This window comes from Burkholderia sp. 4NA327C6, assembly GCF_005502655.1.
Lineage (GTDB): Bacteria > Pseudomonadota > Gammaproteobacteria > Burkholderiales > Burkholderiaceae > Burkholderia > Burkholderia contaminans.
Genome location: NZ_SCNZ01000022.1, coordinates 35,774 through 62,115, shown reverse-complemented (window position 1 = coordinate 62,115; position 26,342 = coordinate 35,774). Strand labels below are relative to the sequence as shown.

Sequence of the window (26,342 nt, the reverse complement as noted above, 5' to 3'; positions counted from 1 at the left end):
ATGCCCGCGCATGCCGCGAATCGTGCTCAGGGCTCCAGATGGAGTTCCTGGATCTTGCGCGTGATCGTGTTGCGGCCGATGCCGAGCCGCTCCGCGGCCTCGACCTTGCGGCCGCGCGTGAAGTCGAGCGCCTCGCGAATCACGGCCGCCTCGAAGCGGCGTGCGAGTTCGTCCATCACGTCGGCCGAGTTCTCGCGCAACAGCCGTGCGACTTCGGTACGCAAGCCATGCTCCCAGATCGGATAGCCGGCCGGCGCGCCGCCGTTCGGCGCGGCTGCGACGGGCGCGGACACCGCCGGCAGCGCACCGAGCGCCGGTTGCGCGAGCGCAGCCTCGCCACCGCTGCCGTGCGCATCCGTGCCGTCTCCCGTCGCGCCCACCGGCGCACCGGCCGGCACGAGGTCGGGCGGCAGGTCCTTGATCTCGACCGTCTGCGCGGGCGCCATCACGGTCAGCCAGTTCGCGAGGTTCTCGAGCTGGCGCACATTGCCGGGAAACGCCAGCGACGTGAGGTAAGCCAGCGCTTCGTCGGACACGCGCTTCGGCTCGACGCCGAGATCGCGCGCGCTCTTCTGCAGGAAGTGGCGCGTGAGCAGCGCGATATCCTCGCTGCGTTCGCGCAGCGGCGGCAGGCGCAGCCGGATCACGTTGAGCCGGTGGTAAAGGTCCTCGCGGAACAGCCCCTGCCTCACGCGCGATTCGAGATTCTGGTGCGTCGCGGCGATCACGCGCACGTTCGCGCGCAGCGGGTTGTGGCCGCCGACCCGATAGAACTGCCCGTCCGACAGCACGCGCAACAGGCGCGTCTGCAGGTCGAACGGCATGTCGCCGATTTCGTCGAGGAACAGCGTGCCGTTCTCGGCCTGCTCGAAGCGGCCCTGCCGCGTCGTCTGCGCGCCGGTGAACGCGCCGCGCTCGTGGCCGAACAGCTCGGATTCGAGCAGGTCCTTCGGAATCGCCGCGGTGTTCAGCGCGATGAACGGCCCGTTCGCACGCGGGCTGTGACGGTGCAGCGCACGCGCGACGAGCTCCTTGCCGGTGCCCGATTCGCCGGTGATCAGCACGGTCGCGGCCGAGTGCGACAGGCGGCCGATCGCGCGGAACATGTCCTGCATCGCGGGCGCCTGGCCGAGCATCTCGGGCGCCTCGGCCACGCGCTCGTCCTGCGGCGCACCGCCGCGCAGGCTTTCCTCCACCGCGCGGCGGATCAGCTCGACCGCCTTGTCGACGTCGAACGGCTTCGCGAGATATTCGAACGCGCCGCCCTGGAACGCCGCGACGGCGCTGTCGAGATCGGAGAACGCCGTCATGATGATGACGGGCAGGCCCGGCAGGCGCTCGTGCATCGCCTGCAGCAACTCGAGGCCCGAGCCGCCCGGCATCCGGATGTCGGATACGAGCACCTGCGGGGTCTCGTGGTCGAGCGCGGCCAGCGCGTCACGCACGTTCGCGAAACTCTTCGTCGCGAAGCTGTCCCGGGCGAGCGCCTTTTCGAGCACCCAGCGGATCGATTGGTCGTCGTCTACTATCCAGATCGGCTTCATAGGTCGGTCAGATATTGGTGAATCTGGTGAATCGCCATGCTGCCGCTCAATGGTCGAGCGGCAGCAGGATCTGAAATTCGGTACGTCCGGGCCGGCTTTCGACCTCGATCATCCCGTCGTGCTGCTGCACGAACGTCTGCGCGAGCGTGAGGCCGAGGCCACTGCCGTCGTCGCGCCCGGACACGAGCGGGTAGAAGATCCGGTCGCGAATTTCCTCCGGAATGCCGGGCCCGTTGTCGATCACGTGCAAGTCCAGTGCCAGCCGGTACAGGCGCTTCGCGATCGTCACCTTGCGCGCAATGCGCGTGCGCAGCTCGATCTTCGCGTCGCCCTGCGCGATGCGTTCGCGCAGCGCCTGCGCGGCGTTGCGCACGATGTTGAGCAACGCCTGGATCAGTTGCTCCTTGTCGCCGCGCAGGTCCGGCACGCTCACGTCGTAGTCGCGCTCGATCGTGAGCCCGCGCGGGAATTCCGCGAGCATCACCGCGCGCACGCGTTCGCATACTTCATGAATGTTCACGTCGCCGACGATGTGCGGGTGCCGGTGCGGCTCCAGCAACCGGTCGACGAGCGTCTGCAGGCGGTCGGACTCCTTGATGATCACCTGCGTGTATTCGCGCAACTCGCCGCGCTCGCGCTCGCCGAGCTCGAATTCGAGCAGCTGGGCTGCGCCGCGAATGCCGCCGAGCGGGTTCTTGATCTCGTGCGCGAGGTTGCGGATCAGTTGCTTGTTGACCGCGGTCAGGTCGTGGATGCGCTCCTCGCGATCGGTGCGCGACTGCCGCTCGTTCTCGAACAGCTCGACGAGCACGAAATCGGGCGCGGTCTCGAGGAAGCCGACGATCGCATGCACATGCAGCGGTTCGCGGCCGGGCCGGTCGAGCACGGTGTCGAGGTGCGTCGCGTGAAAGCGTTCCTCGCCGATCGCGGTGATCGTCGATGCCAGCTCGTTCGCATTCGGAAAGATCTCGCCCCACGGCCGCTGCGCGAGCTGCCGGCGCGAAATGTCGAGCATCGCCTCCGCGGACGGGTTCGCGAACGCGATCCGCAGCGTTTTGCGATCGAGCACGATCACGACCGTCGGCAGCGCTTCCAGCCCCGCCAGCAGGCCCGAGCGTGCGAGCCGCTCATCGTCCGTCAGTCGCTCGGGCTGCCCCGTTTTCGCCTTGATCAGATTCTTCAGAACCATCTGCGTGCTTGTCGCGCCTCAACGGGCCAGAAAAGGAAAAATCACCGGAACAAAAAAGGGACGGCTGGACGCCGCCCCTTTCAGACTCCGCCGTTCCCGCCGCAGGCCGCGCGACGGGAACGAACCGGCATGACGGCGCTGAATCGAAGCGCCATCGCCGATTAGAGCGAGTAGTACATCTCGAACTCGATCGGGTGCGTCGTCATGCGGAACTTCGCCAGCTCCTGCTCCTTCAGCGCGAGGTACGCGTCGAGCATGCCGTCCGTGAACACGCCGCCACGGGTCAGGAACTCGCGATCCTTGTCGAGCGCTTCGATTGCCTGGTCGAGACCCGCGCAGACGGTCGGGATCTTTGCATCCTCTTCCGGCGGCAGGTCGTACAGGTTCTTGTCCGCGGCTTCGCCCGGATGGATCTTGTTCTGGATCCCGTCGAGGCCTGCCATCATCAGTGCCGAGAACAGCAGGTACGGGTTCGCCATCGGATCCGGGAAGCGCGTTTCGATACGGCGGCCCTTCGGGTTCGACACGTGCGGAATGCGGATCGATGCCGAACGGTTGCGTGCCGAGTAGGCGAGCTTCACCGGTGCTTCGAAGTGCGGGACCAGACGCTTGTACGAGTTCGTCGTCGGGTTCGTGATCGCGTTCAGCGCACGGGCGTGCTTGATGATGCCGCCGATGTAGAACAGCGCCAGTTCCGACAGGCCGGCGTAGCCGTTACCCGCGAACAGGTTCTGGCCGTCCTTCCAGATCGACTGGTGAACGTGCATGCCCGAACCGTTGTCGCCGACGACCGGCTTCGGCATGAAGGTTGCCGTCTTGCCGTACGAGTGCGCGACGTTGTGGATGATGTACTTCGACCATTGCGTCCAGTCGGCGCGCTGAACCAGCGTCGAGAACTTCGTGCCGATTTCGTTCTGGCCCTGGCCCGCCACTTCGTGGTGGTGCACTTCGACCGGGATGCCGAGCTGTTCGAGCAGCAGGCACATTTCCGAGCGCATGTCCTGGAACGTGTCGACCGGTGCGACCGGGAAGTAGCCGCCCTTCGTGCCCGGACGGTGGCCCGTGTTGCCGCCTTCGAATTCCTTGCCGGCCGACCACGGTGCTTCTTCCGAGTTGATCTTCACGAAGCAGCCCGACATGTCCGTGTTCCACTGGACCGAGTCGAAAATGAAGAATTCCGGTTCCGGACCGAAGTAGGCGGTATCGCCGATGCCCGTGCTCTTCAGGTACGCTTCCGCGCGCTTCGCGAGCGAACGCGGATCGCGCTCGTAGCCCTTGCCGTCGGCCGGCTCGACCACGTCGCAGGTCAGCACCAGGGTCGACTCTTCATAGAACGGGTCGATGAAGGCAGCGGTCGGGTCCGGCATGAGCAGCATGTCCGACGCCTCGATACCCTTCCAGCCGGCGATCGACGAGCCGTCGAATGCATGGCCGCTTTCGAACTTGTCTTCGTCAAACGCCGAAACCGGCACCGACACGTGCTGTTCCTTGCCGCGCGTATCCGTGAAGCGGAAATCGACAAACTTGACGTCCTCGTCCTTCACGAGCTGCATGACGTCGGCGACGGTTTTACTCATAACCTCTTCTCCTGATTGAACAATTCCGGCGGACTGGGAACCGCCTCGTTTATCGAGCTGACCGGGGTCTTGCTTTGGCGCAGCGCGCCCCGATTCGACCGAATTCTATAAAGCAGCTTCCGTGCCACCTATGCGCGAGATTGGCGCGAATCGCGCCGGCGCTCGTCGCGACGGGGCTGTGCTGCGCAATTCCGGGGCTCCGCTGCGCCCCGCCCGCCAACCAAAAGCACCGACATGGTGCAACCATCGCGGCGCGCCCTGCTCGCCGAATCATCTTGGTGCATGCGCACCATTCTGCACTCTTTTGGTGAGCGCGTGTGGGGTGCGCATACCGTACCCCAGGCGGATATCCGTGCCGCGACGCCGCGCTAGAATGCTCGTTTGACCGATAGGAGACTCCCTGCCATGAGTACGCTCGACCAGCTTTACGCGAAGGCCGACGAACGCCGCGCACAAGCCTCGCTCAACTACGCCGGGGCGCTGCTGCCGGCCGAGGCCTTCGAACTGCTGCAGCTCGATCCGTCGGCGCGCCTCGTCGACGTGCGCACCCGCGCCGAACTCGACTGGATCGGGCGCCCGCTCGTCGGCGACGGCCAGTACCTGCACCTCGAATGGACGCGCTACCCGGGCGGCGTGCCGAACGCCGAATTCGTCAACGAACTGAAGGCGGCCCTCCCGGCCGATACGCCCATCCTGTTCCTGTGCCGCAGCGCCGCGCGCTCGAAGCTCGCCGCGATCGCCTCCACGCAGGCCGGCTTCACGAAGGCCTTCGACCTGCTCGAAGGCTTCGAGGGCGCGAAGGACGCCGAAGGCCACCGCAAGACGGTCGAAGGCTGGTGCTTCCGGAAACTGCCGTGGATCGGCGCCTGACGGCACGCCGCTCCCGCCGGTGACGAAACCCCATCGTCGAGCCGGGCGATGACATGCCGATGACGGGCCGCGTTGCGCGGCCCGTGGTTTTTGCGTGACTGATCGAGGAGCCGCTCAGGCGCGCGGCGTGTCGGGTTCGACGACGTCGCCGCCGAGCAGGTGCACACCTTCGCGCAGCTTCACGTACGCGGCCGCGACCGCTTCCGGTTCGCCCTTCACACCAAGGTCGATGTGACGGCGCGCGTAGATCCCGCCGCGCTCCGCATCGCCGACGCTCGGCAGGCTGAACACGCGCACGCCCGGGAAATCGCGCTCGATGCGCTCCATCAGCGGCGTGAGCGTCGATTCCGGCAGTTCGAACACGTACAGCGAGCGCTCCGCGTGCGGCGTCGCGTGATGCAGGTGCGCGTACTTCGTGTCGAGCACCCATTCGATCATCGGCCACGCCATCACCGGGAAGCCCGGCACGAAGTGCAGGTCGCCGACCGAGAAGCCGGGAATCCGGTTGTAGCCGTTCGGAATGATCGTCGCGCCCACCGGGAACACGCCCATGTTGAAGCGGTGCTGGTTCTCCGGCGACTCGAAATCGACCGGCGTGGCCGGATCGGCGTGCGTTTCGCGGATCCGCTCGGAAATCAGCACCTTCGCTTCCGGATGCAGCTCGAGCGGCACGCCGAGCGCGGCGGCCGCGCACTGGCGCGTGTGGTCGTCCGGCGTCGCGCCGATCCCGCCCGTCGAGAACACGATGTCGCCCGACGCGATCGCGCGTGCGAGGGTCGCCGTGATGCGCGCCGGATCGTCGCCGACGTATTCGGCCCAGTCGAGCGCGAGGCCGCGCGCGCCGAGCAGCTCGATGACTTTCGCCAGATGCTTGTCCTGCCGGCGGCCCGAAAGGATTTCGTCGCCGATGATGATGATGCCGATGCTCATGCCTGCCCCATGTCGATTGCGGTGGCGCGCGAACTCGCGCGCAGGTCCTCCAGCGCGCGCAGGCAGTAATGCCCGAACCACAGCGCCGAGAAGACGAGGATGAAAGCGTATACCCAGATCATGGCCGCCGCGACGAACGGGAACAGCACCATCATCCAGACCGACGATACCCACACGAAGGTCGGCACGGTGCCGAGCAGCCCGGTCGCGACGCCGATGCCGATCAGCGGCCAGCGGTGCCGCCGCACGAGCGCCCGGCGCTCGTCGCGGCTCGCGTGCAGCGCGAGCGCGTCGTAGGTCATCACGCGGTAGGTGAGCCAGCCCCAGATCACCGGCGGCAGCAGCGCGAAGAACGGCGGAATCAGCCACAGCGGGATCGTGACGACCAGCACGACGACGCCGGCCAGCGCCGCCCCCAGCGAATTGAACACGCTGCCGAAGAATGTGCCGCCCCGCTTCGGCTCGAGCGCCGCGAACTGGCGGTTCGCGAGGTGCTTGATCACGACCGGCATCGAAATCGTCGCGATCAGCAGCAGCACGGTCAGCACGATCAGCGGAATCGCGAGCGACACGACCACGAACGGCGCGACGACCGCATGCAGCTGCGACATGCCGATCGCGTCGAACGCGCGGTACAGCATGGCCGTCAGCACGAAGCCGTCGAGCGCGCCGCGTGCGAGGTCCAGCAGCGACTGCCACGAGAACCACAGCACGACGCCCCACAGGACGGCCGAGACGAGAAACGGCATCAGGGTGAGCCACAGCATGCGCGGATGCAGTGCACTCGCCAATGCGCGGACGAAGGAACGCAGCAAGTCGTTCATGCGAGCCTGTATCGACGGAGAAAAACGGGGAAAGGATAAACCACGCGGCCCGCATGCGCCAAAGCACATGCGGGCCGCGTGGGAGAGCCGCTCAAGACGGGAATGGCCGGATCAGGCCGATGCAGCGCCGCGCTTGGCGGGGAACAGGCGCCGGAAGATCCGCACGAACGCGAGGCCGTGCTGCGCCCAGAAACCGTCGCCGTAGGACACGCCCTCGACCTGGTCGCGGATGCCGGTCGGCTCGACCGTGCGGTTCCACGACGCGGTGCCGAACATCATGTCCCACCACGGGAACAGCACGCCGAAGTTGCAGCCGTACTTCGTGCCTTCGTGGCCGTAGCCGACCGCGTGGTGGCGGCGGTGGAAGATCGGGCTCACGAACAGGCGCTCGCCGAGCCAGCCGAACGACAGCCGCGCATTCGTGTGCTGAATGCTCTGCATGAAGTTCGTGAACGCAGTCAGCACGACGAACTGCGACGGCGTCACGCCGATCACGAGCGCGATCGCCGCGAAGAAGCACGACTGGATCACGTCGTCGAGCACATGGTTGCGGTCGTCGCACCACAGCGACATCTGGCGCTGGCTGTGATGCACCGCGTGCAGTTCCCACCAGATGCCGAACTTGTGCTGCCAGCGGTGATACCAGTAGCCGGCGAAGTCGAGCACGACGAGATAGATCGCGAACGTGACGATCGGCTTCGAGGTCACGCCCGGCCACAGGTAGTCGAGGTTGAGGTTCGCGACGCCGTGCAGGCGCAGCCACGCCTGGAAGTTGTCGAACAGCGGCTGCAGCGCGAAGAAGAAGAACAGCGAGTAGATGCCGAGCTTCGCGATCGCCGTATAGATCACGTCGACCCGCACGGCCCGGCGGTTCGTCCAGCGCTCGACGGGCAGCAGCGCCTCGAGCGGGCGCAGCAGCACGAACATCAGCACCATCTGCAGCGCCCCGACGATCACCCAGTACAGCGCGTCGTAGGTGTCCTCGTCATAGTCCATCAGGTTGAACTTGAAGAGGAGCGGCTGCACGACGTCGACGTACAGCCAGGTCTGGATGTCCGATACGAATGCATCGATCAGGTGCAGCATCGTTCTCCCCCGCCCGTCACGCGCCGTTCGCGGCGCGCCACGGCGCGCGGTCGTAGAAATAGATGCCGTGCGGCGAGCGGCCGACGGCGATCGTCTGCACCAGCTTGCGCGACGCCAGGTCGATGATCCCGACCTTCTTCGCGAAGCGGAACGTCACCCACAGCGACTTCTTGTCGGCGGACAGCTCCATGTCGTCCGGGCCCGGCAGCAGGCCGGTGATGTCGCCGACGTTGGTGAGCGTGTTCTCGTCGATGATGCTGATCGTGTTCGCGACCCGGTTCGTGACCGCGACGTGCGTGCCGTCGGCGAGCGAGCGGAAGTTGTGCGCGCCCTTGCCGGTATAGATCTGCTTGACGACCTTCTGGTTGCGCCAGTCGACCACCGCGACGTAATCCGCGCCGGTCATCCCGACGAGCAGGTACTTGTCGTCCGGCGTGAGCCACAGGCCGGCCGGCACCTTGCCGACCTTCATCTTCCACTTGACCGTCTGCGTCGGCAGGTCGATCGCCGCGATCTCGCCGGAAACCTGCAGCGACACGAGCAGCGTCTTGCTGTCCTTCGTGAACGCGAGGTGGCTCGGCATCACCTCGAGCGGCACGCGCTTCACGAGCTTCAGGTCGCGGCCGTCGTAGCCGTAGATGTCGACGCGGTCGAGGCGCAGGCCGGCCGCCGCGAACCATTTACGGTCGGGCGAGAAGCCGAGCTGGTAAGGATCGTCGATCCCTTCGACGGTGCGCTGCAGCTTGCCCGTCTTCGGATCGAGGAACATCAGGCTGTTCGAGACCGAATTTGCAACGATCAGCGACGAATTGTCGGGCGTCGCCATCAGGTGGTGCGGTTCCTTGCCGGTCGGCATCGTGGCGACGACCTGACGGGTCTGCTGGTCGATCAGGGACAGCGTCGCTTCAGCCGAATTGAGGATGATCACATTATTCGCGTGGGCGGCGGGCGCCAGCACGGCGGCGGCCAGCGCGAGCGTGCGGCCGAGGGAAAGGAAAGTGCGCATGAAGACTCACGTCGTGGAACAACCGTCATTGTAAAACGTTCAACCGGCCCGGCCGGTTGACCGAAGCCGGCTTTGCGCCACTTCGACGCTTGCCGCGGCGGCCCTGACGGCCGGCGCGGCAAGCGCCGCGCGGCCGGCCGGGGCCGGCCGCCGGTGCGGGCCCGGGAAACCGATGTTGCGCTAGCGCTGCATCGACTCCCAGACCTTGTGCAGACGCTTGACAGAGACAGGCATCGGCGTGCGCAGTTCCTGCGCGAACAACGAAATCCGCAGTTCCTCGAGCAGCCAGCGGAATTCCGCGAGCCGCGCATCGGCGACGCCGCCGCGCTGCGACACCGCGCGCTGGTACTGCTGCGCGAGCGGCAGCAGGTCGGCCGACTGCTTCGCGTCGCGCGCCGGGTCGGCCTTCAGCTTGTCGATCCGCAGCGCGATGCCCTTCAGGTAGCGCGGGAAGTGCGCCAGTTGCGCGTACGGTGTATCGATCACGAAGCGCTTGCCGACCAGCGCGGCGAGCTGCTGCTGCAGGTCCGCATGCGCCTGCGCGAACGGCTTCGCCTGCGCGAGCTTCTTCACGAGCCCCGCGTATTCGGCCAGGATCTGCCCGACCAGCCGCGCGATTTCCTGCGCGAGCAGGTTCAGGCGGCTCCGGCCCTCGTCGCGGCGCGCGTGGAAGCTCGCGTCGTCGTCCGGCAGCGGGTCCTGCAGGCATGCGCGGTCGAGCGCCGTGTCGATCAGCTGGTCGCGCAGCTCGTCCTGCGTGCCGAGCGACATGTACTGCATCGCCATCTCGCGCAGGCCCGGCAGGTTCTTCTCGAGGAACTTGATCGGCTCCTTCAGCTGCAGCGCAAACAGCCGCCGCAGGCCGGCCCGGTGGATGCGCGCGGCCTCCTCCGGCGAATCGAACACCTCGACGTCGCAATGCGTGCCGCGATCGACGAGCGCCGGGTAGCCGTACAGCGTCTGGCCGCGCCGGCGGATCTCCAGCAGCTCGGGCAGCTTGCCGAAATTCCACGTCGTGAGGTTCTCGTACAGCGCGGTCGCGCCAGCTTCCGCCGGCGCGGCCGTCTGCGGCGCCACGCCCTTGCCGCCCTTCGCGTTGCGGCCGGCTGCGCCGGTCGTCGCGGCCGTGGCCGGCACCTGGCCGATCGGCTCGCCGCCGTCGGCATCGCCGCCGGCCGCGATCGTCGACGCCGCCGCGATCTTCTGGAACTGCTGCTGCGCCTGCGCGCCCAGCTCCTGGCGAAGCTGCGCGAGATTGCGCCCCATCGCGAGCTGGCGGCCGTGCTCGTCGATCACCTTGAAGTTCATGAACAGGTGCGCGGGCAGCGTTTCCAGCTTGAAGTCGGCCGTTTTCATCGCGATTTGCGTTTCACCGCGCACGTCGGCGATCAGCGCTTCGACGAGCCCGCCCGCGCCGAAGCGCTCGCGGCCCATCCGCTCGACGAAGCCGGCCGCGTACTCGGGCAGCGGCACGCAATGCCGGCGCAGCTTCTGCGGCAGCGACTTCAGCAGCAACTGCACCTTTTCCTTCAGCATCCCCGGCACCAGCCACTCGCAGCGGCGCGCGTCGACCTGGTTCAGCGCATACAGCGGCACCACGAGCGTCACACCGTCGCGCGGCGTGCCGGGCTCGAAGTGATACGTGAGCGCCATCTCGACGCCGGCCATCGTCGCGCGCTTCGGGAACAGCTCGGTCGTCACGCCGGCCGCCTCGTGGCGCATCAGGTCGTCGCGCGACAGGTACAGCAGCCGCAGCTTGTCCTCGGGCTGGCCGCTCTTCTTCACCTCGTCGCGATACCAGCGCTCGAACGCGGCGCCCGTGTGAATCCCTTCCGGAATCGCCTGGTCGTAGTACGCGTAGATCAGTTCGTCGTCGACCAGCACGTCCTGCCGGCGCGACTTGTGTTCGAGCTGCTCGATGTCGGCGAGCAGCTTGCGGTTGTGCGCGAAGAACGCGAGCTTCGTATCGAACTCGCCCTCGACCAGCGCGCCGCGGATGAACAGCTCGCGTGCGCGCGACGGATCCTGCTTGCCGAATGCGACGCGCCGGCGATGGTAGATCGGCAGCCCGTACAGCGTCGCACGCTCGTACGCGCTGACCTGCGCCGGGCGCTTTTCCCAGTGGGGCTCCGACAGCGATTTCTTCAGCAAATGCGCGCCGATCTTCTCGACCCATTCGGGCTCGATCTTCGCGAGGCAGCGCGCGTACAGCCGGCTCGTCTCGACGAGCTCGGCCGCCATCACCCAGCGGCCGGCCTTCTTCGCGAGCACGGAGCCCGGCCACAGGTAGAACTTGATCCCGCGCGCGCCGAGATAATGCGGATCGTCGTCGGCCTTCAGGCCGAGGTTGCCGAGCAGGCCCGTCAACAGGGCCAGATGGATCTGCTCGTAAGTCGCCTCGACTTCGTTCAGCCGCCAGCCGTGCTCGCGCACGACGGTCAGCAGTTGCGAATGGACATCGCGCCATTCGCGCAGCCGCAAGTGCGACAGGAAATTCTGCCGGCACGCGTCGATCAGTTGCCGGTTCGACTTCTTGTGCGCGACGGCCTCTTCGAACCACGCCCAGATCTTCAGCCACTGCAGGAATTCGGAACGCTCGTCGGCAAACCGGCGGTGCGCCTGGTCGGCCTGCTCCTGCGCCTCGATCGGACGGTCGCGCGGATCCTGCACGGACAGCGCGCTCGCGATGATCAGCACTTCACGCAGCGACTGCTGGTCGCGCGCGGCGAGAATCATCCGGCCGACGCGCGGGTCGAGCGGCAGCCGCGCGAGTTCGCGGCCGAGCGGCGTCAGCGCGTTGTCGTCGTCGACCGCGCCGAGTTCATTGAGCAACTGGTAGCCGTCCGCGATCGCGCGACCGGGCGGCGGCTCGAGGAACGGAAACGATTCGATCGCGGTAAGGTGCAGCGACTTCATCCGCAGGATCACCGACGCGAGCGACGAGCGCAGGATTTCCGGATCGGTGAAACGCGCGCGCGCCTGGTAGTCGCTTTCCTCGTACAAGCGGATGCAGACACCGTCGGCCACCCGGCCGCAACGGCCCGCGCGCTGGTTCGCGGCCGCCTGCGAGATCGACTCGACCTGCAGTTGCTCGACCTTGTTCCGGTACGAATAGCGCTTCACGCGCGCGAGGCCGGTGTCGACGACGTAGCGGATGCCCGGCACCGTCAGCGAGGTTTCGGCCACGTTGGTCGCGAGCACGATCCGGCGCGCGTTCGACGCCTTGAATACCTTGTCCTGGTCGGCCGCCGAGAGCCGCGCGAACAGCGGCAGGATCTCGGTGTGCGGCGGATGGTGCTTGCGCAGCGCCTCGGCCGCTTCACGGATCTCGCGCTCGCCGGGCAGGAACACCAGCACGTCGCCGGGGCCTTCGCGGCACAGCTCGTCGACCGCGTCGACGATCGCGTCCATCAGGTCGCGCTCGGCTTCGCGCGCGGTCTTCACGCGGTCCCGGCCGGCCGTGCCTTCGGCGTGCTTGACGGCCGGGCGATCCTCGGCCACCGGCCGGTAGCGCATCTCGACCGGATACAGCCGCCCGCTCACCTCGATCACGGGCGCGGGACGCTCGTCGGTGCCGAAATGGCGCGCGAAGCGATCGGCGTCGATCGTCGCGGACGTGACGATCAGCTTCAGGTCCGGCCGCCTCGGCAGGATTTCCTTCAGGTAGCCGAGCAGGAAGTCGATGTTCAGGCTGCGCTCGTGCGCCTCGTCGATGATCAGCGTGTCGTACGCCTTCAGCAACGGATCGGTCTGCGTCTCGGCGAGCAGGATCCCGTCCGTCATCAGCTTCACGGACGCGCCCGGCGCGAGATTGTCGGTAAAGCGCACCTTGTAGCCGACCACTTCGCCGAACGGCGTGCCGAGTTCCTCGGCGATCCGGCGGCCGGTGGACGACGCAGCGAGGCGGCGCGGCTGCGTATGGCCGATCAGGCCCGTGCCGCCGGCGCCGAGGCCGCGGCCGAGATCGAGACAGATCTTGGGCAGCTGCGTGGTCTTGCCCGAGCCGGTTTCGCCGCAGACGATGACAACCTGATGACCGGCGATCGCGCGCGCGATTTCGTCGCGCTTGCCCGACACGGGCAGGCTTTCGGGGTACGTGATCGGCGGGACCGGGTTCGGCGCGACGACGGCGCGCGGCGGACGCTCACGGCGCGGCGCGCGCTCGCCCGTTGCAACGGATGCATCCTTCGCGGCCGGCTGGCGCGCGTCGCCGCGCGATTCGTCGCCGCGCGGCCCGCGCGGCGCGTGTGCAGGCTTGCCCGCCTGCCGTTCCTGCTGCCGGCGCGGCGGCTGGCCCTGCTGCTGGCGTGCATCGGCCGCACCATCCGGGTGCCGGGCCGACGGCGCTTTGGCCCGCGTCGGCGCGGGACTTTTAGGTACATTCGACATGGGGGCGCATTATAATCCCGCCCATGAATTCCCAAACCGACCTCCCTCCCGCCCAGACCGGCGCCACGACGCCGCCGGCCGCCGACGACTCGGCCGCCAGTCACGCGCAGTTCGTCGACTGGATGCGCTCCGTCGCGCCCTATATCCACAAGTTCCGCAACAGCACGTTCGTCGTGGGGTTCGGCGGCGAGGTGGTGCAGCAGGGGCTGCTGAATGCGCTCGTGTCCGACATCGCGCTGCTGCAGGCGATGGGTATCCAGATCGTGCTGGTGCACGGCTCGCGCCCGCAGGTCGAGGAGCAACTGAGCCTGCACGGTGTCGAATCCGAGTTTTCGCACGGGCTGCGCATCACGGACGCGCGCGCGCTCGAATCCGCGAAGGAAGCGGCCGGTGAAGTGCGTCTCGACATCGAGGCCGCGATCAGCCAGGGTCTGCCGAACTCGCCGATGGCGCACGCGCACATCAGCGTCGTGTCGGGCAACTTCGTGACCGCGCGGCCGGTGGGGATTCTCGACGGGGTCGATTTCGCGCACACGGGCATCGTGCGCAAGATCGACGCCGAATCGATCCGTCATTCGCTCGCGAGCCGCAAGCTCGTGCTGCTGTCGCCGCTCGGCTTCTCGCCGACCGGCGAAGCGTTCAACCTGTCGATGGAAGACGTCGCATCGGCTGCCGCGATCGCGCTGCGCGCCGACAAGATCATCTTCCTGACCGAAGCGCCGGGCATCGTCGACGACGAAGGCGAGCTGGTCCGCGAAATGTCGCTCGACGCGGCCGCCGAGTTGCTCGATTCCGGCAACGTCCAGGGTGACGACGCGTTCTTCCTGAAGCACTCGATCCGCGCGTGCCGCGGCGGCGTGACCCGGGCCCACCTGATTCCGCAATCGCTCGACGGCAGCATGCTGCTCGAACTGTTCCTGCACGACGGCGTCGGCACGATGATCTCGTACGAGAACCTCGAAAGCCTGCGTGAAGCGACGCCGGACGACGTCGGCGGCATCCTGTCGCTGATCGAGCCGCTCGAGTCGGACGGCACGCTGGTGCGGCGCGGCCGCCACCAGATCGAACGCGACATCGACCACTTCTCGGTGATCGAGCACGATGGCGTGCTGTTCGGCTGCGCGGCGCTGTATCCGTACCAGCAGGAGAAGATCGGCGAGATGGCGTGCCTGACGGTCGCGCCGGAAGCGCAGGGCTCGGGCGACGGCGAACGCCTGCTCAAGCGTATCGAGCAGCGCGCCCGCGCGCGCGGCCTCACGCATATCTTCGTGCTCACGACGCGCACCGAGCACTGGTTCCTCAAGCGCGGCTTCGTCAAGGTCAGCGTCGACGACCTGCCGGAAGACCGCCGCAAACTCTATAACTGGCAGCGCAAGTCGCTCGTGCTGATGAAACAGCTCTGAGCGCAGGCACGACTGCCCTCCCCCAGTCCGATTACAGGAGAAGTACACGATGGCTCGAATGATCCAATGCGCGAAGCTCGGCAAGGAAGCCGAAGGCCTCGATTTCCCGCCGCTGCCGGGCGAACTCGGCAAGCGCATTTACGAGAGCGTCTCGAAGGAAGCGTGGCAAGGCTGGTTGAAGCAGCAAACGATGCTGATCAACGAAAACCGCCTGAACATGGCCGACCCGCGCGCGCGCCAGTATCTGATGAAGCAGACCGAAAAGTACTTCTTCGGCGACGGCGCGGACCAGGCGTCCGGCTACGTGCCGCCGACGGAAGGCTGATGACGCGATGGCGCGCGGCCGGCGCAAGTTGCCGGCCACGCGCTGCGGAGAAAGCGGCACCGTGTTTCGCACGGTGCCGTTTTCTTTTTGGGCGCACGCGTTCGGTGCATTCGGTACGTTCGGTGCGTTCGGTGCGCTCGCTGCATTCGGTGCATTCGGTGCATTCGGTGCATTCGGTGCATTCGGTGCATTCGGTGCATTCGGTGCATTCGGTGCGTTCGGTGCGTTCGGTGCGTTCGGTGCGTTCGGTGCGTTCGGTGCATTCGGTGCGTTCGGTGCATTCGGTGCGTTCGGTGCATTCGGTACGTTCCGGCGTCCCGTCGTTACGGCGTTGCGCGCGGCTCAGCCAGCCGGCTTCAACGCACCGCCCTCGCCCGGCTGCGCACTCCCGCCGGCCGCGGCTTCCGCACTGCCGCCTTCGGTGCCCCATTCGGCCGCGTCGCCGCGCTCGGCCGTCGACAGTTCGTCCGCGCGATACCCGGTGCGATTGAGCAGCGCCAGCATGCAGACGAGCGATACGAGCGCGTAAAGCCCCGATGCGACCGCGACGCCGACGATGCTGCCGGTCGAATTGAGGATCGCCTGCGCGAGCACGGGCGTGCCGCCGCCGACGACGAGCGCGCTCAGTTGATACGCGAGCGACAGGCCCGTGTAGCGGATGTTCGCCGGGAACACGCGCGCGAGCACGCCGCCGACCGCGCCATAGAACATCGCCGACGGAATCGTCGAGATGCACATGCCCGCGACGGCCACCCAGTACGACCGCGTCGCGAGCGCATGGAACATCACGGGCATCAGCACGATTTCCGGAATCAGGATCCAGCACATCGCGCGACGCATGTCGACCTTCGACACGAACCACGCGCCGACCGGCTGCATCAGGAACTGCACGACGAGCGAGATCGACAGGATGCCGAGGAACGTGCCCTGCGCGTAGCCGAGCGCCTTCGTCGCCCACGACAGCGCGAACGTGCTGCGGAAGTACGTGACGTTGATCACCGGCAGCGTGCCGGCCGCGAGCAGCACGACGACCCAGTGATCGCGCACGACGTCGCGCAGCGGCAGCTTCACGGTGCGCTTGCGCGCGAGCACGCGCTGCATGTCGGCCGACTCCTCGAGCTTCAGCCGGATCACCATGCCGATGATCACGAGCACGGCCGACAGCAGGAACGGAATGCGCCAGCCCCACATCAGGAACGACGGGGTGGGCAGCGCGCTCAGCGCGAAGAACGCGGCAGTCGCGAGCAGGTTGCCGGTGGGCGAGCCCTGCTGCGCGAACGCCGCATACAGGATGCTGCGATGCTTCGGCGCGTTCTCGCTCGCGATCAGCACCGCGCCGCCCCACTCGCCGCCGACAGCGATGCCCTGCAGCACGCGCAGCACGACGAGGCCGGCCGGTGCCCAGACGCCGATCTGCGCATAGCCGGGCAACAGGCCGATGCCGGTCGTGGCCAGCCCCATCATCACCAGCGTGATCACGAGTGCGGTCTTGCGGCCGACACGGTCGCCCAGATGCCCGAACACGATGCCGCCGAGCGGGCGCGCGGCGAAGCCGGCCCAGAACGTGACGAACGCCAGCAGCGTCGCGACGCCGGGATCCATCGTGCTCGAAAAGAACACCTTGCCGAACACGAGCGCCGCGGCCGTGCCGTAGATGTAGAAGTCGTACCACTCGATCGTGGTGCCGACGAACGCCGCGAAGGCGGCGCGGCCGGGCCGCGGCTGCGGTGCGGCGGTCGGGGATTGCGGACGGCTCATCGATGTCTCCATTTTTCGTGATCGGCGGCGCGACTGTCGCGCGCCTTGCCGGTTGGCCGGCCTTGCGCCGCCGGCTGGCGGGTTGGGCCTACGTTGCGTTGCCTTGCATCGGGTTGGGCCAGCAGCGCAAGCTCGCCTGCCGGGCCTCTCGAACGGTCACGTCGCCTCCGGTTCGGCTTTCAGCACGCCGGCATCGAGCAGTTGCTGCTGGAGCGCGGGATCGACGCCGAGGCGCTCGAGCACCGCGCGCGTGTCGCCGCCGAGTGCGGGCGGCGGCGAACGATAGGTGGCCGGCGTGCGCGACAGCTTCACCGGCGACGCCGTGCCGCGATACGCGCCGATCTCGACGAACAGGTTGCGGTGCAGCGCATGCGGATCGTGCGCGACGTCGGCCACCGTGCGCACGGGCCCGCACGGCACGCCGGCCGCCATCAGGTCGCGCGCGAGCGGCTCGCAGGCATGCGCGGCGAGCCGCGCTTCCAGTTCGGCCTTCAGCTCCGGCCGGTGCGCGCAGCGGCTGCGGTTGTCGACGAAGCGCGGATCGCTTGCGAGCGCCGGCACGCCGAGATGCCCGACGAGCCGCGCGAATTGCCGGTCGTTGCCGACCGCGAGGAAGATCGGCACGCTCGCCGTGCGATAGCTGTCGTACGGCGCGATGTTCGGATGCGCGTTGCCGCTGCGCGCCGGCACGCGCCCGGAACCGAAGAAGTTCGGCAGGTGCGGATGCAGCAGCGACACGCCGCAGTCGTACAGCGCGATGTCGATCGATTGCCCTTGCCCGCTCCTCTCTCGCTCCGCGAGCGCCAGCAGGATGCCGGCCAGCGCGTTGAGGCCCGTGACCATGTCGACGATCGGCAGGCCGATGCGCGTCGCATCGCCGTCGCGCTCGCCGTTCACGCTCATCAGCCCCGCCATCGCCTGGATCACCGCGTCGTAGCCCGGCAGCCCACCGAGCGGGCCGCCTTCGCCGAAGCCCGTCACCGCGCAGTGGATCAGGCGCGGGAAGCGCGGCTGCAGGTCGCGCGCGTAGTCCATCCCCCAGCGCGCGAGCGTGCCGGGCTTGAAGTTCTCGACGAGCACGTCGGCCTCTTCAAGCAGCCGCCACAGGATCGCGCGCCCCTCGTCGCGCGACAGGTCGAGCGCAAGCCCTTCCTTGTTGCGGTTGACGCCCATGAAATACCACGCGGTATCGCCGAGGAACGGCGGCCCCCAGCCGCGCGTCTCGTCACCGTCCGGCGGCTCGATCTTGACCACCGTCGCGCCGTGGTCGGCGAGCGCCTGCGTGCAGTACGGGCCGCCGAGCACACGGCTCAGGTCGACGACCTTCAGGCCGTCCAGTGCGCCACGCGTCGTGCTCATCGCTCGACCTCCGGCAGCAGGTCGAGCGCGGTATCGAGCGCGATCGGCGTGCCGCGCAGCAGTGCGCCGTACGCGACCGATTCGTCGTCGCGCGATGGCGGCGCGAGCGGATCGACCGGCAGCAGCTTGTGGCGCACGACCAGGTGCGCGAGCGCGAGCCGCCGGAAATCCGGCGCGAGCCGTACGCCCTCGCACGCCATCAGCACGGCCGCGCTCGCGTAGTACAGCGCGGACGCGGCCTGCCGCACGCGAGCGTCGTCCCCCTCGGCCGCGACCCGCATGAGCGCGTCGCAGGCACGCGCGAGGATGCGCCGCAGCGCCGCACGGCTCGCATCGGGCAGCGGCGCTGCACCGAGGCGGTCGCCGAGGAACGTGCGCAGCGCATCGAGCGCGTGCTCGCGCTGCGCGGCCCGCGCGACATCGAGCGCGACGATGTTGCTCGTGCCCTCCCAGATCGAGCCGAGATGCGCATCGCGCACGATGCGCGCATCGCTCCATTCCTCGATGTAGCCGGTGCCGCCGCGCACTTCCATCGCATCGCCCGTCACGCGCCGCGCATCGCGGCACGCGCGGAACTTGATCAGCGGCGTCAGGATCCGCACGCAGCGCGCGGCCTGCTCGTCGCCGGCTTCAGCCTGCGGCAGCAGCAGTGCGATCTGCATGAACATCGCGCGCGCGGCCTCGGCCGGCAACAGCATCTTCAGCAACTGGCGTTGCATCAGCGGCATCTCGATCAGCTTGCGGCCAAAGGCCTCGCGATGCGCGGCAACGTGCAGCGCTTCGTTCAGCGCGCGCCGCATCAGCCCTGCCGCACGCACGCCGTTCGACAGCCGCGACAGGTTGATCATGTCGGCCATCTGGTGAAAGCCGCGGCCGATCTCGCCGATCAGGTAAGCCTGCGCGCCTTCGAGCGCGATCTCGCCGCTCGCCATCGAGCGGCTGCCGAGCTTGTCCTTCAGGCGCACGATCCGGTAGCGGTTGCGCGTGCCGTCCGGCAGCGTCTTCGGCAGCAGGAACAATGCGAGGCCCTTGATGCCGTCCGGCGCGCCGTCGGGGCGCGCGAGCACCATCGCGAGATCGGCGTCCGCGTTCGAGCAGAACCATTTGTCGCCATGCAGGCGCCAGGTCGTCTCGCCGTGCGCGTCCGTCTCGCGCGTCGCGCGTGTCGTGATGCGGCCGACGTCGGATCCGGCCGCCTGCTCGGTCATGAACATCGCCCCCTGGTACAGCGTGTCGAAATCGCGCGACGCGAGCATCGGCAGGTAGCGCGCGACCAGCGCCGGATCGCCGTGGCGGCGCAGCGTGTGCGTCAGCGAATCGGTCATGCTGACCGGGCAGCACAGCCCGAATTCGGCCTGCACGAACAGGAACGTCAGCGCGTACTTGACGAGCGGCGGCACGGCATCCGGCTGGTGGCTCAGCGACGCGAGCCCGAGTTCCGAATACGCGACGCGCTCGAGCGCGACGTAGGCAGGATCCTTGTCGACCCGCTGCACGGGCTCGCCGCGCCGGTTGCGGTACTCGAGCACAGGCGGATGCTTGTCCGCGCGCGACGCCCATTCGTCGAGCTCGCCCGACACGCGCGCGCCGAGCGCGCGCAGTTGCGGTTCGAGTTCGGCGTAACGCGCGTCGCCCAGGTGCAGCTTCAGGAGCGCGCCGAAATCGGGATCGACGGTGAAGAAGTTGACGCCCCGGCTGTCGGGGATGTTGGATGCGCCGGCGGCCGGCGTGCGATCGGTGTCGTTCATGCGTGCGTCTCCGTTGCGGAGCGGGCGCCCTGCGCCTGTCCTGCTCCCGTATTTCGCGGCCGGAGCGCGTCGGCTTGCCGACACCGCCCGGTCCCGCGTCAATCTTTCGGAAGAGCGTAGGCTGGCGATCGATAAGCGTCCAATACAGGATTTATCCGGTACGATAGACAACACTTATCGATGCCGGCGCCGGGAGGAGACCCGATGGAACTCAGGCAGTTGCGCTATTTCGTGGCGGTCGCAGAGGAACTGCATTTCGGGCGCGCGGCGAAGCGCCTGTTCATCTCGCAGCCGGCGCTGAGTTTCGACATCCGCAAGTTCGAGGAAGCGCTCGGCGTGCAGCTGTTCTCGCGCACCAACAAGACCGTCGCGCTGACCAACGCGGGCGAGGTGCTGCTCGGCGAAGCGCGCCGGCTGCTGCTGCAGGCGGCCGAGGCAGAACGCCTGACGGTGCGCTCCGCGTCGGGCCTCGCGGGCCGGCTGCGGATCGGCTTCGTCCATTCGATGCTGTATCGCGGGCTGCCCGACGCGGTGCGGCGCTTCGAGGCCGACTATCCCGGTGTCGAGATCGTGTTGAGCGAGATGAATTCGCACGCGCAGGTGCAGGCGATCCAGCGCGGCCAGATCGATCTCGGCTACGCGCACTGGGGGCACTTCCCGCCCGAGGTCGACGCGACGCCCGTCTATGCGGAACCGTTCGTCTGCTGCCTGCCGGCCGATCATCCGCTCGCGAAGCGCAAGCAGGTCGCGCTCGCCACGCTGGCCGCGGAGCCGTTCATCCTGTTCCCGCGCGAAGCCGCGCCGCACTATCACGACCTGATCATCGCGCAATGCGTAAACGCCGGCTTCAGCCCGCTGATCCGTCACGAGGCGCGACTGTGGCAAACCATCCTGTCGATGATCGAGTTCGGGATGGGCGTCGCGCTCGTGCCGCGCGTGCTGCAGCAGGTGAAGAGCGAGCGGCTCGCGTTCCGCCCGCTGAAGGATGCGTCGCTCGAATCGCGCACGCTCGCGCTGAAGCGCAGCGGTACCGCGGAACCGGTCGCGCTGCGCTTCGCCGACTACGTGCGCGCGTCGATCGACGCGCTGCCCGCGCTCGAAGGGTGAGCGCGGGCGCCGCCGTTACTTCGCTTCCGGCTGGAGCACCGGCTGCGCGCGGCGATACCACACCGCATAGACGACCGACAGCACGACGAGGAACGGGATGCCGAAGATCAGCGTCATGTGGAATTCCGGCGTGAAGTACGTGGTCACCGTCACCGCGAACATCAGGCCCGCGCCAAGCAGCGTCAGCAGCGGAAAGCCGCGCATCCGGAACGCGGGCGCCGGCAGCCCGAGCGCCGCCCGGCGACGCCGGAAACAGTAGTGCGTGACGAAGATCATCATCCACACGAACAGTGCGCCGAACATCGACACCGACATCATGATCGTGAACGACGCGTCCGGATACAGCACGCTCAGCACCGTCGCCAGCGCGATGCCGAGTGTCGACAGCATCAGCGCGCCGAACGGCACGCCGCGCGCGTTCACCTCGCCGAGCGCCTTCGGCGCATGCCCGGCGCGCGACAGGCTGAACATCATCCGGGTCGTGATGTAGAGCTGGCTGTTCATCGCGGACAGCGCGGCGATCAGCACGACGAAGTTGATCAACCCGGCCGCGCCCGGCAGGTGGATCGCCTCCATCACCTTGACGAACGGGCTCTCGTCGCGCCCCGCCGTCGTCCACGGCACGATCGCGAGCATCAGCGCGAGCGTGACGAGGTAGAACAGCACGAGCCGCACGATCGTCGAGCGGAATGCGCGCGTCACCGCGCGCTCTGGATCCTCCGCTTCGCCGGCCGCGACCGCGATCATCTCGATGCTCAGGTAGCTGAAGATCGACACGATCACGGCGACCCACATCCCCCACACGCCCTTCGGAAAGAAGCCGCCGTGCTCGGTGTAAAGATGAAAGCCCGCGCGCGTCGCGCCGCCGCCGACCAGTTCCGGATTACCGAACACCACGTATGCGCCGAGCAGGATGAAGCCGACGATCGCCGCGATCTTCACGACCGAGAAACCGTATTCGACCGCGCCGAACACGTCGACGCTGCGCGCGTTGACGAACACGAGCAGCGCCGAGAAGCCGACGATCCACAGCCAGCCCGGCACGCCCGGGAACCAGTACTTCATGTACAGCGCAATTGCGGTGACCTCGGTGCCGACCGCGAGCACGATGCAAGCCCAGTACGCATAGCGCACCAGGAACCCGGCCCACGGGCTCACGTAGTGTTCGGCATACGCGCCGAACGAGCCGGACGTCGGGTGCGCGACCGTCATCTCGGCGAGACAGCCCATCAGCAGCAGCGAGATGAACGCGCCGATCGCGTAGCTGACGAGCACGCTCGGCCCCGCGAAGCCGATCGCGAAGCCGCTGCCGAGAAAAAGCCCGGTGCCGATCGCGCCGCCGATCGCGATCATCGCCATCTGCCGCGCGGAAAGCGTGCGGCGCAGACCCTGCTCGCGCGCCGCGATGTGCTGGAATTGCCCTTCTGATTGCATCGAATGACCTCGTTCGAAAGCGATTGTCCGGTCGAAACATCGACGGCGCACGGACCGGCGCCGGACCGCACCGGCCGCCGCGCGCCGCGTGCTCAGAACACGTGGCGCAGGCCGGCCGTGACACCCGTCTGGTTGCCGCGTCCCGGCATCTCGGTGAGCGCGCCGCCCGTGACGCGGTTGTAGTCGAGCGTCGCGTAGACCTGCGTCGCCTTGGACAGCGCGTACTCGGCCTCGAGCACACCCGTGCAGCGCGTGCCGCCGTTGCCCGCGACGCCGTTCACGTTGCGGATGTCGTCGTAGTACGCGACGCCCGTCACCGACACGGCCGGCGTGAACCGGTAGCTGGCCCCCGTATAGAAGAGCGTATCGCGGCGCGGGTTGTCCGCGAACGATCCGTAGGTGACCTGGCGGCCCGGCGCATTCAGCAGGTCCTGGTCGAGCACGCCGGAGCGGTCGATGCCGCCGAGGTAGCCGGCGTACAGCGTCGCCGCGCCGAACGCATAGCGCGCGCCTGCGCCCCACGCCTGCTGTGCGCGGCTCGCCAGGTCGCGCACCTGCTGGTACGTCGCGCCGACCATCAGCCCGCCCTGCGCGTACGACACGTGCGTGCCCCAATACGCTTGCGCGCCGAGGCTGCCCGCGACACCACCGAAGCCGTAGCTCGCGCCGACGTTGAACCCGCCGAACGTGCCGTCGTAGCTGACGACGTTGCTCACACGGCCCTGCGTGAGGAAGTACGGCCACATGTTGGCCGTGTAGTTGCCGACCGTCAGCGGATCGAGGTCGCCGAACAGGTTGAACGCCTCGGTCGCCTGGCGGCCGAGCTTCACCGCGCCCCAGTCGCTCGCGAGGCCGACATACGCATAGCGGCCGAACAGCGCGCCGTCGAGTTGCCCGTTCTGAGGCTCGAAGCCGCTTTCCAGCCGGAAGATCGCCTTCAGCCCGCCGCCGAGCGCCTCGCTGCCCTTCAGGCCCCAGCGGCTGTTGGTGATCGCGCCGTTGGTCATCTGCACGCTGGCGTCGTTCGATGCGTCGGCATGCGTGGTGTAGCGAATGCTCTGGTCGACGATCCCGTACAGCGTCACGCTGCTTTGCGCCATCGCGCCGCTTGCGGCGAGCAGCCCCGCCATCGTTGGCAGTGCGAATCGGTAAATGCTCTTCATGTTCTCCTCCATTCCTGTTATCGATTGTTGGTCATTGTGGTTGTGGGTACTGCACGCCGCACGGAGGCGGCGGACTCCGTGGCTATGCGCGCCCGGCCGGCAGCTCGACGTACGCGACCAGTTCGACGCGCATCGCCGGATGCGCGAAACCCTGCACGCCGACGCACGTGCGGTTCGGATACGGTTCACGGAAATGGCGCCGGTATTCGGCGTCGAATTCGGGCATCGCCTGCACGTCGGACAGGTAGACGAGCACCTGCGCGACGTCGTCCATCGTCGCGCCCGCCGCCGCGACGGCCTTCGCGAGATTGCCGAGCGTGAGGCGCGCCTGCTCGGTCATCGTGTCGCCGGCGATCGCGCCGGATGCATCGACCGGCCCGTGGCCGGTGAACATCAGGCCGGCCGCGCGGGTCGCCCAGGAGAACGGCTGCGCGAGCTGCGGCAAGTCGACCGGGATCGTGTCTGCCATCGTGTGCTCCTTCGGTTCGAGGTCGGGAAACTCAGGCGGCCTGGCGCAATGCGCCGCCGAGTACGTCGGCGATCGCGTTCGCGACGTGATCGACGTTCGCGTCGTTCAGCCCCGCGATGCACATGCGGCCCGAGCGCAGCAAGTAAACGCCGTGCCCGGTGCGCAGGCGTTCGACGTCGTCGGCGGCGATGCCCGTGTAGCTGAACATCCCGCGCTGCGCGACCAATGCGTCGAACGAACGCCCGGGCACGCGCGAGTCGAGCCGCGCCTTCAGCGCACCGCGCATGCGCTTGATACGCGTGCGCACTTGCGCGACCTCGTCTTCCCAGCGCGCGCGCAGCGCGTCGTCGTTCAGCACCGTCGACACGAGCTGCGCGCCGAACAGCGGCGGGCTCGAATAGGTGCGGCGCACGCCGGCCTGCAGCTGGCTCAGCACCGTCGCGGCCTCGCCCACGCCCGCGCAGACGATCGACAGCCCGCCGACGCGCTCGCCATACAGCGAGAAGTTCTTCGAGAACGAATTGCCGACGATCGCGGGCAGCCCCGCGTCGACGATGGCGCGCACGGCCCACGCGTCGTCGTCGAGACCGTCGCCGAAGCCCTGATAGGCCATGTCGAGGAACGGAATCAGGCCACGCCGCGCGAGCACGTCGATCACCGCCCGCCACGCGTCGCGCCCCAGGTCGAGCCCCGTCGGGTTGTGGCAGCACGGCTGCAGCAGCACGACGCTGCGCGGCGGCAGCGCGTCGAGCGTCGCGAGCATCGCGTCGACGCGAATATCGTTGCGCGCTTCGTCGTAGTACGGGTACGTGTGCACGTCGAGGCCGGCCGCCGAGAAGATCACGCGATGGTTGTCCCACGTCGGGTCGCTGATCCAGACCGCGCTGTCCGGGAAGTAGCGCTTCACGAATTCCGCGCCGAGCCGGATCGCGCCCGAGCCGCCAAGCGTCTGCAGCGTCGCGATTCGCCCTTCCGCGAGCGCCGCGCAGTCCGCGCCGAACACGAGGCGCTGCACGCCCTGCCTGTACGCGGCGAGCCCTTCCATCGGCAGATAGGTGTGCGGAGCGCCGGCTTCGCGCAGGCGCTCGGCCGCGATGCGTGTGCTGTCGAGCACCGGAATCCGGCCCGTGTCGTCGTAGCAGAGGCCGATGCTGAGGTTGACCTTGTGCGGATGCGCGTCCTGCTGGAACGTCTGGAACAGGGACAGGATCGGATCGCCCGGATAGGCGGGAACGTGTGCGTACATGATCGATGAACGAAGGTTGAAAGCGGTGGCGCGCCCCGCGCGGCATGGCGTTGCGCCGGGCCGTGCAGTCGAGGCATGGATCGCATGTTATCGAGGTCGAAATAGAATGAGCTTCATTTTTCGATGACGAATCGAACGCTTTGCAGTAGAGTCTGCGCCAGCCATCTTGAAATTCACGGGATTCTGCGACATGACACTGGACCGAACCGACATGCGCATCCTCCGGCACCTCGAGCGGGACGGACGCATCAGCAACCAGGACCTGGCGAACGCGGTCGCGCTGTCGCCGTCGGCGTGCCTGCGGCGCGTGAAGCTGCTCGAGGAGCGCGGTGCGATTTCCGGGTATCGCTGCACGATCGAGCCAAAGAAGGTCGGTATCGCGTTCGAGGCGCTCGTGCATGTGTCGATGCGGCCCGACGTGCCCGAGTGGCACGACCGGTTCGTGGAGGCTCTCCAGCAGTGGCCGGAAGTCGTCGCGGCGCAGATCGTGACGGGCGGCTCGAACTACGTGCTGACCGTGCGTGCGCGCGACCTCGATCACTACTCCGACTTCGTGATCAACCACCTGCACCGCGCGACGGGCGTGATGTCGATCAACTCGAGCATCGTGCTCGCGACGCTCAAGCGCGACGGGTCGCTCCTCGATCTCGTCGAGCAGTCGACGGCCGACTGACCGGTTTTTGCGGGGTCGTGAAAAATATTTGCAGAAAGGGCTTTACAGACCCTCAAAGCCCTGACATAATTTCAGCTTCTTTGGGCGGTTAGCTCAGCGGTAGAGCACTGCCTTCACACGGCAGGGGTCACTGGTTCGATCCCAGTACCGCCCACCAAAGAATTCAAGGCCCTGCGTCTCACGACGCAGGGCCTTTTCGTTTTGGCGGCGAGTTTGTTGCGCGGCGCGCGCCGCGCAACACC

The 26,342-nt window shown here is 67.7% G+C and carries 20 protein-coding genes and 1 tRNA gene; 6 read left to right on the top strand and 15 right to left on the bottom strand.

Annotated elements, in window-relative coordinates; translation table 11 throughout:
* Positions 1-26 precede the first annotated feature (26 nt).
* From ntrC to glnA, 3 genes are all read right to left on the bottom strand, one after another.
* Positions 27-1,544, bottom strand: a complete 1,518-nt coding sequence (gene ntrC / locus FFS49_RS22225) for a nitrogen regulation protein NR(I) (RefSeq protein WP_105816935.1) — start codon at positions 1,542-1,544, stop codon at positions 27-29.
* Positions 1,545-1,590: 46 nt separating this feature from the next.
* Positions 1,591-2,733 (bottom strand): nitrogen regulation protein NR(II), encoded by a 1,143-nt coding sequence (glnL, locus tag FFS49_RS22220; RefSeq protein WP_039364809.1) that lies wholly within the window; start codon positions 2,731-2,733, stop codon positions 1,591-1,593.
* 161 nt (positions 2,734-2,894) lie between these two features.
* On the bottom strand, positions 2,895-4,310 hold the full coding sequence (gene glnA / locus FFS49_RS22215; RefSeq protein ID WP_039364811.1) for a type I glutamate--ammonia ligase: 1,416 nt from the start codon (positions 4,308-4,310) through the stop codon (positions 2,895-2,897).
* A 405-nt stretch (positions 4,311-4,715) separates the two neighbouring features.
* Between glnA and FFS49_RS22210 the strand changes: the two genes are divergently transcribed.
* On the top strand, positions 4,716-5,180 hold the full coding sequence (locus FFS49_RS22210) for a rhodanese-like domain-containing protein (RefSeq protein ID WP_039364814.1): 465 nt from the start codon (positions 4,716-4,718) through the stop codon (positions 5,178-5,180).
* A gap of 114 nt (positions 5,181-5,294) precedes the next feature.
* Here the strand turns inward: FFS49_RS22210 and FFS49_RS22205 are convergent, their stop codons facing one another.
* The 5 genes from FFS49_RS22205 to hrpA form a co-directional block, all read right to left on the bottom strand.
* On the bottom strand, positions 5,295-6,110 hold the full coding sequence (locus FFS49_RS22205; RefSeq protein WP_039364816.1) for a molybdopterin-binding protein: 816 nt from the start codon (positions 6,108-6,110) through the stop codon (positions 5,295-5,297).
* A complete protein-coding gene (locus tag FFS49_RS22200; RefSeq protein ID WP_039364818.1) occupies positions 6,107-6,934 on the bottom strand; it encodes an EI24 domain-containing protein in 828 nt (275 codons plus the stop codon). Before FFS49_RS22200 ends, FFS49_RS22205 begins: the two co-directional genes overlap by 4 nt.
* A gap of 111 nt (positions 6,935-7,045) precedes the next feature.
* Positions 7,046-8,020: a sterol desaturase family protein gene (locus tag FFS49_RS22195; RefSeq protein WP_105816936.1), complete on the bottom strand. Its 975-nt coding sequence runs from the start codon at positions 8,018-8,020 to the stop codon at positions 7,046-7,048.
* A 16-nt stretch (positions 8,021-8,036) separates the two neighbouring features.
* Positions 8,037-9,026 (bottom strand): beta-propeller fold lactonase family protein, encoded by a 990-nt coding sequence (locus FFS49_RS22190; protein ID WP_039364822.1) that lies wholly within the window; start codon positions 9,024-9,026, stop codon positions 8,037-8,039.
* A gap of 180 nt (positions 9,027-9,206) precedes the next feature.
* The gene (gene hrpA, locus FFS49_RS22185) at positions 9,207-13,415 is read right to left on the bottom strand and encodes an ATP-dependent RNA helicase HrpA (RefSeq protein WP_105816937.1); all 4,209 of its coding nucleotides are present in this window, start codon (positions 13,413-13,415) and stop codon (positions 9,207-9,209) included.
* A 23-nt stretch (positions 13,416-13,438) separates the two neighbouring features.
* On the opposite strand from hrpA, the gene argA reads away from it, so the two are divergent.
* Together argA and FFS49_RS22175 are read left to right on the top strand one after the other, a co-directional pair.
* Positions 13,439-14,818, top strand: coding sequence for an amino-acid N-acetyltransferase (argA, locus tag FFS49_RS22180; RefSeq protein ID WP_039364826.1), 1,380 nt, complete (start codon positions 13,439-13,441; stop codon positions 14,816-14,818).
* Between the two features lie 49 nt (positions 14,819-14,867).
* A complete protein-coding gene (locus FFS49_RS22175) occupies positions 14,868-15,143 on the top strand; it encodes an oxidative damage protection protein (protein ID WP_006478357.1) in 276 nt (91 codons plus the stop codon).
* Between the two features lie 342 nt (positions 15,144-15,485).
* Here FFS49_RS22175 and FFS49_RS22165 read toward each other — a convergent pair whose 3' ends face one another.
* The 3 genes from FFS49_RS22165 to FFS49_RS22155 all read right to left on the bottom strand — a co-directional run bounded on the left by FFS49_RS22165 (position 15,486) and on the right by FFS49_RS22155 (position 20,008).
* A complete protein-coding gene (locus tag FFS49_RS22165; RefSeq protein WP_105816949.1) occupies positions 15,486-16,901 on the bottom strand; it encodes an MFS transporter in 1,416 nt (471 codons plus the stop codon).
* 156 nt (positions 16,902-17,057) lie between these two features.
* Entirely contained in the window at positions 17,058-18,260 is a 1,203-nt protein-coding gene (locus tag FFS49_RS22160; protein ID WP_105816938.1) for a CoA transferase, read from the bottom strand.
* On the bottom strand, positions 18,257-20,008 hold the full coding sequence (locus tag FFS49_RS22155) for an acyl-CoA dehydrogenase family protein (protein ID WP_105816939.1): 1,752 nt from the start codon (positions 20,006-20,008) through the stop codon (positions 18,257-18,259). Before FFS49_RS22155 ends, FFS49_RS22160 begins: the two co-directional genes overlap by 4 nt.
* Positions 20,009-20,212: 204 nt before the next feature.
* On the opposite strand from FFS49_RS22155, the gene FFS49_RS22150 reads away from it, so the two are divergent.
* Positions 20,213-21,115, top strand: coding sequence for a LysR family transcriptional regulator (locus tag FFS49_RS22150; RefSeq protein WP_071334735.1), 903 nt, complete (start codon positions 20,213-20,215; stop codon positions 21,113-21,115).
* Positions 21,116-21,130: 15 nt separating this feature from the next.
* On the opposite strand, the gene FFS49_RS22145 is transcribed toward FFS49_RS22150, so the two are convergent.
* The 4 genes from FFS49_RS22145 to FFS49_RS22130 all read right to left on the bottom strand — a co-directional run bounded on the left by FFS49_RS22145 (position 21,131) and on the right by FFS49_RS22130 (position 25,427).
* A complete protein-coding gene (locus FFS49_RS22145) occupies positions 21,131-22,549 on the bottom strand; it encodes an amino acid permease (protein WP_039364838.1) in 1,419 nt (472 codons plus the stop codon).
* A gap of 92 nt (positions 22,550-22,641) precedes the next feature.
* Complete coding sequence (locus tag FFS49_RS22140) at positions 22,642-23,679, bottom strand: porin (RefSeq protein ID WP_224755857.1); 1,038 nt, start codon at positions 23,677-23,679, stop codon at positions 22,642-22,644.
* A 115-nt stretch (positions 23,680-23,794) separates the two neighbouring features.
* Positions 23,795-24,181: a RidA family protein gene (locus FFS49_RS22135; protein WP_105816941.1), complete on the bottom strand. Its 387-nt coding sequence runs from the start codon at positions 24,179-24,181 to the stop codon at positions 23,795-23,797.
* Between the two features lie 31 nt (positions 24,182-24,212).
* Positions 24,213-25,427: an amino acid aminotransferase gene (locus FFS49_RS22130; RefSeq protein WP_105816942.1), complete on the bottom strand. Its 1,215-nt coding sequence runs from the start codon at positions 25,425-25,427 to the stop codon at positions 24,213-24,215.
* A gap of 190 nt (positions 25,428-25,617) precedes the next feature.
* Here FFS49_RS22130 and FFS49_RS22125 point away from each other — a divergent pair, with 190 nt between their 5' ends.
* Positions 25,618-26,100: an Lrp/AsnC family transcriptional regulator gene (locus tag FFS49_RS22125; RefSeq protein ID WP_105816943.1), complete on the top strand. Its 483-nt coding sequence runs from the start codon at positions 25,618-25,620 to the stop codon at positions 26,098-26,100.
* 82 nt (positions 26,101-26,182) lie between these two features.
* Positions 26,183-26,257: transfer RNA gene (locus tag FFS49_RS22120), tRNA-Val, on the top strand.
* Positions 26,258-26,342 lie beyond the last annotated feature (85 nt).